Annotated in this window: 9 protein-coding genes and 1 other RNA gene; 1 reads left to right on the forward strand and 9 read right to left on the reverse strand. The window is 49.1% G+C overall.

What is annotated here, in order from left to right:
* Positions 1 to 128 precede the first annotated feature (128 nt).
* On the forward strand, positions 129 to 1,019 hold the full coding sequence (locus tag JSN25_RS14900) for an AraC family transcriptional regulator (RefSeq protein ID WP_121528971.1): 891 nt from the start codon (positions 129 to 131) through the stop codon (positions 1,017 to 1,019).
* 54 nt (positions 1,020 to 1,073) lie between these two features.
* Here JSN25_RS14900 and JSN25_RS14905 read toward each other — a convergent pair whose 3' ends face one another.
* From JSN25_RS14905 to ydiK, 9 genes are all read right to left on the reverse strand, one after another.
* Positions 1,074 to 2,225 (reverse strand): acyl-CoA dehydrogenase, encoded by a 1,152-nt coding sequence (locus JSN25_RS14905; RefSeq protein WP_038640230.1) that lies wholly within the window; start codon positions 2,223 to 2,225, stop codon positions 1,074 to 1,076.
* A 13-nt stretch (positions 2,226 to 2,238) separates the two neighbouring features.
* Positions 2,239 to 3,834 (reverse strand): acyl CoA:acetate/3-ketoacid CoA transferase, encoded by a 1,596-nt coding sequence (locus tag JSN25_RS14910; protein ID WP_137350523.1) that lies wholly within the window; start codon positions 3,832 to 3,834, stop codon positions 2,239 to 2,241.
* Positions 3,835 to 3,991: 157 nt separating this feature from the next.
* Entirely contained in the window at positions 3,992 to 4,750 is a 759-nt protein-coding gene (gene aroD, locus JSN25_RS14915) for a type I 3-dehydroquinate dehydratase (RefSeq protein WP_087856690.1), read from the reverse strand.
* Between the two features lie 36 nt (positions 4,751 to 4,786).
* Entirely contained in the window at positions 4,787 to 5,653 is an 867-nt protein-coding gene (gene ydiB, locus JSN25_RS14920) for a quinate/shikimate dehydrogenase (protein WP_069324249.1), read from the reverse strand.
* A 21-nt stretch (positions 5,654 to 5,674) separates the two neighbouring features.
* Complete coding sequence (locus tag JSN25_RS14925) at positions 5,675 to 6,910, reverse strand: MFS transporter (protein ID WP_038640238.1); 1,236 nt, start codon at positions 6,908 to 6,910, stop codon at positions 5,675 to 5,677.
* A 238-nt stretch (positions 6,911 to 7,148) separates the two neighbouring features.
* Entirely contained in the window at positions 7,149 to 8,369 is a 1,221-nt protein-coding gene (locus JSN25_RS14930; protein WP_137347207.1) for an MFS transporter, read from the reverse strand.
* Positions 8,370 to 8,417: 48 nt separating this feature from the next.
* On the reverse strand, positions 8,418 to 8,774 hold the full coding sequence (locus JSN25_RS14935) for a YdiL family protein (RefSeq protein ID WP_038640241.1): 357 nt from the start codon (positions 8,772 to 8,774) through the stop codon (positions 8,418 to 8,420).
* A 158-nt stretch (positions 8,775 to 8,932) separates the two neighbouring features.
* Positions 8,933 to 9,040, reverse strand: an RNA gene (rprA, locus tag JSN25_RS14940) — antisense sRNA RprA.
* Positions 9,041 to 9,224: 184 nt separating this feature from the next.
* Complete coding sequence (gene ydiK / locus JSN25_RS14945; protein ID WP_069324246.1) at positions 9,225 to 10,325, reverse strand: AI-2E family transporter YdiK; 1,101 nt, start codon at positions 10,323 to 10,325, stop codon at positions 9,225 to 9,227.
* Positions 10,326 to 10,442 lie beyond the last annotated feature (117 nt).

The raw sequence follows: 10,442 nt of genomic DNA on the forward strand, positions 1-10,442 counted from the left end.
TATCATCTTGCAGTCGACGCAAATAATTTTGTTTCGCCAGCAAGGAATAACGTTGTATAACATCATTATTGTTTTCGCTTTCTGATATTAATTATTCGCAAAATTACTGCCTTTAGGTGGAGGTTGTCATGTATCAACGCTGCTTTGATAATGCCATGGAGACCCTTTTTGAGCAGGGGAAAACGCCGAGACTTTCCCGATTCGTCATTAGCGATGATCCTAACTGGGAGTCCGGCCATCATGTTCATGATAATGAAACGGAGCTTATCTATGTTAAAAAGGGGGTTGCAAGATTAATCATCGACTCTTCGCTGTATGTCGCGCATGCCGGGGACATTGTGGTGATTGAACAAGGGCGATTACATGCGGTTGCATCTGATACCAGCGCACCGGCTACCACTTACACCTGCGCGCTCTACGGTTTCCGGTTTAACGGCTGGCAGGATAATCAGCTATTGCAGACGCACTCGTGTCCGGTCATTAGCGTCAGTCAGGGTAAAGAGGTTATTAAGAGTATTTTTAATGAACTGGGGGTGATGCTCCCGCAGAGCAAGAACAACCTGACGTCTTCCGCTTATGACGCATTCGCGTATGCATTAACCGTGTTATATTACGAAAACTTTAAAAATGCTTACCGCTCTGAACAAGGATATATTAAAAAAGATGTCTTAATTAAAGATGTACTGGTCTATTTAAATAACAATTTCCGCGAAAAAATCACTCTCGAACAGTTATCTAAAAAATTCCGCGCCAGCGTGAGCTATATCTGCCATGAATTTACCAAGGAGTATCGTATTTCACCCATCAATTATGTTATTCAGCGACGAATGACGGAGGCGAAATTTTCCCTGACTAATACCGAGGCCTCGTTGGCGGAAATTTCGTGGCGGGTAGGGTATGAAAACGTCGATCATTTTGCCAAACTTTTTCAGCGGCATGTGGGATGTACTCCCAGCGATTATCGTAGGCAGTTTAAAAATAACCTTGCTGAGCAAGAATGCCTGATGCCTGAAGTCTGATTCCCCCGCACCGTCCCGGATAGCGCATCCGCGCTATCCGGTCAGTTATACCGCTTACTTATTTTGATAATCTTTCAGGATTTGGCGACCCGCGACGTAAATCATGATTTCATCGGTACCACCGCCAATGCGCTCACAGCGGACATCGCGCCAGAATCGGGATACGCGTGCTTCATCGGTGTAACCCAGTCCGCCCATAATCTGAATCGCGTCGTCGATCACTTCCATTGCCGTACGTGCACAATACAGTTTTGCCAGCGCCGCACTGGTGCGCAGCGACTGTTCCTGATCGGCCTGCCAGGCGACCTTCAGCACCATATTACGCATGTTTTCGATTTTTATTGCCATCAGAGCCAGTTTTTCCTGGATCATCTGGTTATGACCAATTGGCTTACCAAATGCGATGCGTTGGTTAGCGTAACGAGCGGCATCTTCGAAGGCGCATTCAGCAAATCCCGTGCTGCGCGCGGCGTTGATCAGGCGTTCCATTTCAAAGTTGTACATTACATTAAGGAAGCCCATGCCTTCTTCGCCGACCATATCGCTTTCGTCCACTTCAACGTTATCAAGATAGACTTCGCAGGTGCTTAACATGTGCCAGCCGATTTTATGCAGTGGGTTAACCTTAATGCCAGGTTTCTTTGAATCCACCCACCATAGCGTAAAGGCTTTCTTCGGATCTTTCGGCTCCGGGTCGCGAGCCAGTACCAGCATGTACGGATACTCTTTAGCGCCGGTGATAAATGTTTTTTGCCCGTTGAGATACACCTTGCCGTTTTTGCGGGTGTAGCTGGTGGTGGCGCTGTTATTGTCGGAGCCTGCTCCCGGTTCGGTTAATGCCAGTGCATACGCTGGATCGCCCGTTTCCATGGTGCTTTCTGCCGTTTTACGCAGCTGCTCGGCGGAGCCAAAACGTCGCATGCTGTGGATGCACTGGCCATTGGTGATCAAAAATGCGGGCGCGCCACATTTTGACACTTCCATCAGTGCCAGCATCTGGGTGACGTAATCAGCAGGGATGCCGCCAAACTCTTCCGGAACACCCAGCATCGAAATACCGTTGTCCGCAAGAGCTCGCATAAATTCCTTCGGGTAAGTCGCCGTCTGATCGCAGGTGCGGAAATACTCTTCCGGGAAATTGCTGGTAATCAGTTCGCGAATGCTGGCAAGCAACAGTTCTTGTTCTTCAGTTAATGAAAAGTCCATCAGGGTACTCCTTTTAATTGGCTGCGTCGGGTAATACAAAGCCCATCGAGGCATCGATAAATAATCTTTCGTCCATCAGTTTCAGGTCTGGGGAAATAATCGGAGTGAAGTCCATTTTGTCGAGAATGTCTTCCTGTAAAGAGACCCCTGGCGCAATTTCAACTAAATGGAGGCCATCTTCTTTTAACGTAAATACAGCGCGTTCGGTGATGTAACGCACATCGAGACCACGCTCAAGGGCAATTTTTCCACTGAACGTGACTTCAGGTAATTCGTTAACAAATTTTTTCACCCGACCTTCCTGCACGATATTTAACTTGCCGTCGGCAACTTCCGTTTTCAAACTTCCGGCAGTTAACGTGCCGCAAAAAATAATTTTCTTGGAGGTGGCGCTAATATCGATAAAACCGCCGGTGCCCATGATTTTGCCATTGAATTTATGTACGCCGACATTGCCGTGCCGATCCACTTCAGCAAAACTTAAATAACACACATCCAGCCCGCCGCCGTGGTAGAAGTCAAACTGGGAGGTCATATCCAGAATGGCGCGGGTGTTGACGTTGGCGCCAAACGCGATGCCCTGAGACGTAATGCCGCCAATCGGGCCGGTTTCGACCGTCAGAATAAAATCGTCGGCACAACCTTCTTCGCGTGCGACAAGGCCAATCCCGTCGGCGATGCCCACGCCAACGTTGCCGACCGCGCCTTTACGCATTTCGAACAGCGCGCGTCTGGCCACCAGTTTACGCTGGTTAAGCGGCAGGGCTGTTTGCTGGCTGTCATCGAGGACAAAATCGCCGGAAATAAAACGGTTAACAGGCGCGCCACCGTACAGTTGCGTTTGGTCGGGGTCGATGACCACAATATCGACCAGATAGCCCGGAATACGCACCGCTTTCGGATGCAACGTGGCTTTCTTCACCATTTTTTGCACCTGCATCATGACGATGCCGCCGTTGTTGTGTACGGCCTGGGCAATCACCAGCGCATCGAGATACATCACTTCATCTTCAAAGGTGGCGTAGCCTTCGCTATCGCAGGTAGTCGCGCGAATAAAAGCGATGTTTGGCGCAATGGCTTTATAATAGAGGTACTCTTTGTTATCGATTTCCACCAGTTTGATCAGATCTTCGGTCGTCACCTCATTCAGTTTGCCGCCCTGTTGGCGAGGATCGACAAACGTACCGATGCCGATATCACTCAGAATGCCAGGCTGATGAGCAGCTGATGCCCGCAGGGCTTGGGTTAATACGCCCTGGGGATAGTTATAGGCAGCGATTTTATTCTGCTCAGCCAGGTCGGAGATTCGTGGCGATTGTCCCCAGTGGCCGCAGAGCGCCCATTTGACTAAACCTTCCTGCGCCAGCGGGCTGATTCCGCGGTCGGCGCGGTCGCCTAAACCCGTTGGGCTAATTAATGATAAATTACGTGGTGATTGCGTATTTTTGTATTTTTCTGCCAATGCATTAATTAATGTGGTTGCTTCAAGAATACCGCCGCCTGCGCCTAATACGCAGAGTGTTGCTTCATCAGGAATATAATTAATGGCTTCTGCTGCGGATAATACAGGTACTCGACCATCGATACGGTTTGGTCTTGGAAATTTCATATAAACTCCAGATTATATGCGTGCGACTACCTGTCGCTATAGTCGACAATAATATTGTGAGTTAATTTAATCAGGCTTAGCTGCCAGCCAGATATTCGTGGTTAAGCGAATATCTGGGGCAGGGCATTGCTAATAGTGATGTGGATATATTCTGCTATTAAGCCTGATGCAATATTGTTAATACAGTACGCAGATCGGCGACCGAAATTTGTCCCGGGGCCGACGCTTTTTTCACGGCGCCAAAGGTGGCTGCTGAACCGAAAACCTCGCCGGAGAGACGTGAAATCACCCCAGTTTTAGCCATCGACATGGTAATTATCGGCCGGTCCGCATAGCGCTCTTGCATTTCCAGCGTAGCGCCCAACAGTGTCAGCACATCCGTTTTGTTTTGCGGCATCAGGGCGATTTTAGGAATATCCGCGCCAAGTTCCTGCATTTTACGCAGACGCTGGATGATCTCCTCTGCGGCTGGTGTCTTATGGAAATCATGATTCGACATAATCACGCTGACATTTTTCGCGTGGGCATGTTCGACGGTCGCTTTAACCAGCTCATCACCGGTGAAAAGCTCCAGGTCGATCATATCCACCAGACCGCTGTCTACTGCTGCACGGTTAAGTGCAATATAGTTTTCGACAGACAGTGCCTGTTCACCGCCTTCTTTGGCGCTGCGGAAGGTGAAAAGTAGCGGTTTGTCCGCTATCACATCGCGGATGGCGCGAGCCGCTTCCAGCACGGCATCTGTGGAAGAGACATCGCTGAAATGGTCAACGCGCCATTCCAGAATGTCGAAATCCGCTTCGCGATAGGCCAGCGCTTCGCTTTTTACCGTGGCGATGTCTTTACCCATCAGCGAGACAATGATCTTCGGCGCGCCCTCGCCAATCACGAGGTTTCTTACGGTTACGGTTTTCATTGATTACCCTTTAAATATATTACAAATGCGTGCCCGTCAGGCTGCAAAACCCATAACCTGTTTCACATACTCCAGTGGGAAATCTTTCCCGGTCCAGAGTTTGAACTGTTCAGCCCCTTGCCATAACAACATGCCGTAACCATCAATTGTTTTGCAACCCGCAAGTTGCGCCTGTTGCAATAATTTGGTCATATGCGGGTTATAAACGCATTCAGTCACCAGCAGCTCCGGGCGCAGCAGGGAAACGTCGGTCACGAGAGATTCGTTGTCCAGCGGCTTCATGCCGACTTTTGTGCCGTTGGTCAGAATATCCGCGCTGGCGAGGGCATCGGCAAATGCTTGCCGATCGGCGAGATCGATAACGGTCACGACGCAATCGGTGTTTTCATTGACGCGTTTGGCGAATGCCTGCGCCTTTTCAAAGAATTCATCTTTACGGTTAAACAGCTTAATTTCTTTGATGCCTTCAATGGCCGCCTGCGCGCCAATGGCTGTCGATGCGCCGCCCGCGCCCAACAGTACCATGGTTTTACCTTTAATATCGAAGCCGCTTTCTTTAATGGCGCGAATATGACCGGTGCCATCGGTATTGTAACCGCGCAGGTAACCATCATCGTTCACGATGGTATTGATTGCGCCGACCAGTTTGGCCGCAGGGGTCAATTCATCAACATATTCACATGCCAACTGCTTATTGGGCATAGAGACCCCGGTGCCGCGCATCTTCAACGCTTTCAGTCCGGCAATGGCATTGGCAAACGTTGAGTTATCGACTTCAAATGCCATGTAGGTAAAAGGTAGTCCCGCTTTTTCTAATGCCTTGTTTTGCATTTCTGGTGACAGACTATGTCTGATAGGGTAGGCCATTAAGCCAATCAGTTCATATTTAGCAGTTACGTCCATTTGATACTCCTTCTAAACAATTTATTGAAAATAACGTTCGCCCAACCGCACATCATTTTTGGGAATATCAAATACGCGGTAGTAACGAATAAAGACGATGATGGCGGTGATGAAGGCCAGCAGAGCAAATGCAAAGTCCAGCAAAATGATGTATTGCAGGCCAATGTTAGAAAGGTATCCGGTGATTAATGGGATAATAAAATTGGCTACGCCACCCATCATCATATAAACACTGGTGACTTTGGCTTTGCTCCTGGGGAAAAACTCTGACATCACCGAGACGCCAAGCTGTAAAATACCGCCAGCGGCAGAGAAACCAATCAGAAATGAACCGGCGTTACACACCAGCGGAGAGGGATATAAATAGATGACCGCTGCGGTGATGGTTGCCAGCGCGGCGTTAAACACATTTGCCCATATCGGTCGAACCATTTTCTTCAGCAGGGCGGCAAAAATAAATACGCAGACCAACGATCCCATACTGTAGTAAGAGATCGTTTTCAGGGCGTCGGCTTCCGCCATGCCGGCAAACGCCATAGCGTATTTCGGCATCCAGACCACGATGACGTAAAAGGTTGAAAACGCCGCGACACCGAACATCACGGAAGCGACGCCTTCCAGCCAGACCAACGGTTTGCTGTTCATCTGTGGCAGCTCTTTGGCGATACCGGCATCCACCATCTGGCTGGGAAAGCGGCTTTTTAACAGCATCAGGGTGATAACGACGAACAGTACGCCGGGGATAATGACCGCATACCCGTACCAGATATGGTTGAGCAGCATGGTGCTGACGACAATGGGGTAGAGCATCTGCCCGAACGAGACCATCGCTTTAACCAGGATAACAGCCGATCCTGATGCTTTGGGGAAGCATTCCATTAATGCCGGATAGCCACCGGTATCCAGCGCCGAGTTAGCCACGCCAACGCAAACAGCCAGAATAAAGGCAATCAGCAGATTAGGGCTGGCGGGAATACCGAAGAAAAACAGCATATACAGAATAGCGCCTAACAGAATGATCGCCCGGCGGCCAAACTTATCTGAGAGCACACCAAAGAATAAAATACTCACCAGTCGCCCCAAACCAATGCCTGAAATTAAATAGGCAATCCCGGCATTGTCGGTGGAGAACTTTTCTGCGAGAGACGTCATATTTTGCGCCAGCGTAATGACGCTAATGCCGTGGAGAAAATAACTTAAATAAATACAGATTATCGCCAGAAGAAATGGCGTGTTAAAGGTCTTGTTTTGAGACATTTTCACAACTCCTTGCGGATTTTAAAATTATTTCGTGCTTGACGATATTTTTAAATTTCGGCGACCTTGTGCTTAATATACCGTTCAGTAGACACATTACCTACATAGCATGGCGTTTAACTTACCAGGTATTTTGCATCTTAAACTGTGAATTTAATTCTTCCTGATGACTTTTTGCTGATAATTTAAAAGGGCAGCCAATTATGTTGCAGAAGGGATGAACAATATTGCATCCTCGTTATTCTGCGACCGTCGCCATTTTTAGTTGATGTTTTAATGCGGCGCGGCTGCGATACCCAATAAACAGCGCCAACAGGAAACCGACAGCGGCGATACCGGCATCAAACCACATGATATGAGCAATGCTGGTCTCAGAGATTCTTGCTGTGATCAGCGGAATGGTGAAAGTCGCAATGCTGCCCGCGCTGTAGTAAATGCCGGTCGCTTTACCCTTTGCATGTGGAAAGCGTGCCGCCATTAGCGTTAAACCGATTTGCACCACGCCTCCGGCTGAAGAAAATCCAATGACAAACGCAAAGGTGATAACCACGTAGGGTGTCGGGTGCAGGCAAACCACCAGCAGCGCAATAAATGAAATAAAGGTGTACAGCATCAACAACAATGTCGCGCGTTCCGCTTTGCGCGCCAGTGGAGCAGTAATCAATACGCACAGCAAAGAGCCGCAGGTGTAAATGCTTAACAATTTGATAGATAACGTATAAGGCATGCCAGCAACAAACTGTCCGTACTGCGCCAGCCACTGGCTTACCAGATAAAATGTCGCCATGGCGATATAGCCATACAGAGTGTAACAGGCAAGATCGAGAATCGAACAACGATGTTCAGATTGTTGGGTTTCCCGTTTAGCAGGTAATGCCTTGATGGAAGTTCGATTTCCTGGATGCGCCGGGAAGCGACAGCGAAACAAAAACACGCCGTTGATTATCATAATGGCGGCCGCCAGCAGGAAGGACCAGCCAAACCAAAGCTCGGCCCACACCAACAAACTGATAATCATAGGTAGCAGAAACTGGCCGCTGGAGACGAAGGCTTTTATTAATATATTGGCTGTACTGGGCGATCGGGGAAACGCCTCCATCAGGCTGGGATAGGTTCCGGCATCGAGAAAACTGTTGGCCATTCCCGCCAGAAAGCCAAAGGCATAGGCGATAAAAATACTATGCGTATTGATGATGCCAACAAAGAAAATCAGGTAGCAGATCATGCCGAAAATAATAAACGGTCGGCGGCCATAGCGGTCGGAGAGCATGCCAGCCATTAATAAGACACTTAAACGACCGATACCCAGCGAGGAAATAACGATCGAGACGCCCGCGGCGTTGGTTTGCCACTGGTGTTCAAGCGAAGACATATTGAGGCTCATCAGAATGACCCCCATGCCGTGGACCAGGTAATTAAAGTACAGCCCTATCGCAGTGGAGAAATAGGTGTTTTTCATAATGTGTTACTCAGCGAAGAGGCTAAATTGGTATGGCGTTGTAAATGCTTAACACAAACGCTCAAGGTCGTGAGCGTAGAGCTCAACAGCAGCCGATTGATAGATTTTCCAGTCGAGGAAATCGTTGTGGTGATAAACCGTCTGAAATGAGTTCAGATCGGGGAAAAAACGCATAGTGTTATTACCAATGCGGTTATTAATTTTGTCGATAACTGCATTAATTCTTACTTTCCGTCTGGCTTTCATTTCTTTACAAATGTGCGCGATGTACTCCGGGATTTCCCTTTCGCCATTTTCCCATTGTTGCCATGCGGCAACATTATTATCACGCGAGATATACATCGCGCTTTCTTCCACCGTCATAGCAAAAATATGGCGGATAGCCTGCAGTTCCAATGCGTTCATTATTTGATCACCTCATAAAAGACGGTGGAATAGTAATAGCATTGCTGTGGATATTTCGGCTTGAAGAGAGTCACAGTATCTTGTGCAATATTATTTGTTGTATAGCAGGGAAGAGGTACTGAGTTTTGCAGTCAGTCGAGTGCAGAGGTGAGTGAAGGACAAAAAAAAGCCCATCGTGGGAGATGGGCAAAGACTACACACAGCAATTCGTTGTTTCACTCAGGGGAATTCCATGCTTATAAATCAATGTGTTGATCTACAGCCTTGAGCTAATAGTAGGCATACTGATTTTTCGCGTCGATCAGATTCATCTCAATAGTTTAAAAACTGTAAAGAATTTGCGACATAAATGAGTGCTGCGAGAAGAGTACCGTTCGGTTTAACTCAGTACCGGGACGGGATAGATTAACATTGCTAAACAATCAGGCGGCAATGCCGCCTGACGTTGGATTACTTATTGCTTTCTATTTCTGCGAGGAGTTCGTCCGGATCGCTCCCCGGCGCAGGCGCTTCATTCACCCAGGCAGAGAACAGACGCCAGGACACGGCCAGGACTACCGGGCCGATAAACAGACCAATCATGCCGAATGCAATTAATCCACCGATGACGCCAGAAAGGATAAGGATCAGCGGCAAATCGGCGCCCATACGAATCAACATTGGGCGAATGACGTTATCCAGCGTTCCGACCACACCGCTCCACACCAGCAGCACGGTGCCCCAGGTTGAATCCCCGGTCCAGTACAACCAGATAATGGCCGGGACCAGCACCGGCAGCGGCCCCAGTTGTACCAGGCAGGAGAGGATCATTAATACTGCCAGCAGCGTCGCATACGGCACGCCGGTTACCGCCAGACCAATGCCGCCGAGGACCGCCTGCACCAGAGCCGTAACCACAACACCTAACGCAACAGCGCGAATGGCCTGCGCCGCCAGCAGAATGGCGGCATCACCGCGTTTGGATGCCAGTCGACACGCGAAATGACGGATCCCTAACGCCACCTGCTCACCACGCCAGTACAGCAGGGCGCTGAATAGCAGCATCAGGCCACAATGCATCATAAAGCGACCAATATGCGCAGCCTGACCGACAAACCAGGTCGTTGTGGCGCCGACATAAGGCCGAACTTTGGCCATAATGGCTGCGCCGCCCATATCCAGCAGGCTGTGCCATGCGCCATACATTTTGGCTCCCACCAACGGAATGCTGTTCAACCACGCCAGATCCGGCAGCGTCATATCGCCAGCGGTGACGGCATGGATCAACGGTCCGCTGCCATCAACAATGCTATTAACCAGCAGCGCAATAGGAATGATAAACAACATTACCAACAGCAGGGTCATTACCAGCACCGCCAGTGAACGGCGTCCCCACAGCAGTTTTTGCAAGCGTAACAGGATAGGCCAGGTTGCGATGACCACCGTACCCGCCCATGCAAAACCGAGGATAAAGGGCTGCACAATCCAGAGACAGGCCACAATCATGATGGCTAAAAACAGCACCGTTAGCAGCACTTGCGCAATATCCCTGGGCTGACGAAAATTTACCATAAATACTTTTCACCTTTGTCTTTGCGTCAGAACGTTGACGCGACGTGAACACTTAAATCACACCCTGTAATGATGAGCAATTTCAGCGGTTTTGAACAGGCGGATTCTGCCTGTAAA

The sequence above is a fragment of the Citrobacter cronae genome (assembly GCF_016893685.1).
In the GTDB taxonomy this organism is placed as follows: domain Bacteria; phylum Pseudomonadota; class Gammaproteobacteria; order Enterobacterales; family Enterobacteriaceae; genus Citrobacter; species Citrobacter werkmanii.

Coding starts and splice junctions, on each gene's coding strand:
- JSN25_RS14910 (WP_137350523.1), bottom strand. CDS start 3,834: ATGAAATTTCCAAGACCAAACCGTATCGATGGTCGAGTACCTGTATTA.
- JSN25_RS14925 (WP_038640238.1), bottom strand. CDS start 6,910: ATGTCTCAAAACAAGACCTTTAACACGCCATTTCTTCTGGCGATAATC.
- JSN25_RS14935 (WP_038640241.1), bottom strand. CDS start 8,774: ATGAACGCATTGGAACTGCAGGCTATCCGCCATATTTTTGCTATGACG.
- JSN25_RS14930 (WP_137347207.1), bottom strand. CDS start 8,369: ATGAAAAACACCTATTTCTCCACTGCGATAGGGCTGTACTTTAATTAC.
- ydiB (WP_069324249.1), bottom strand. CDS start 5,653: ATGGACGTAACTGCTAAATATGAACTGATTGGCTTAATGGCCTACCCT.
- JSN25_RS14905 (WP_038640230.1), bottom strand. CDS start 2,225: ATGGACTTTTCATTAACTGAAGAACAAGAACTGTTGCTTGCCAGCATT.
- aroD (WP_087856690.1), bottom strand. CDS start 4,750: ATGAAAACCGTAACCGTAAGAAACCTCGTGATTGGCGAGGGCGCGCCG.
- ydiK (WP_069324246.1), bottom strand. CDS start 10,325: ATGGTAAATTTTCGTCAGCCCAGGGATATTGCGCAAGTGCTGCTAACG.
- JSN25_RS14900 (WP_121528971.1), top strand. CDS start 129: ATGTATCAACGCTGCTTTGATAATGCCATGGAGACCCTTTTTGAGCAG.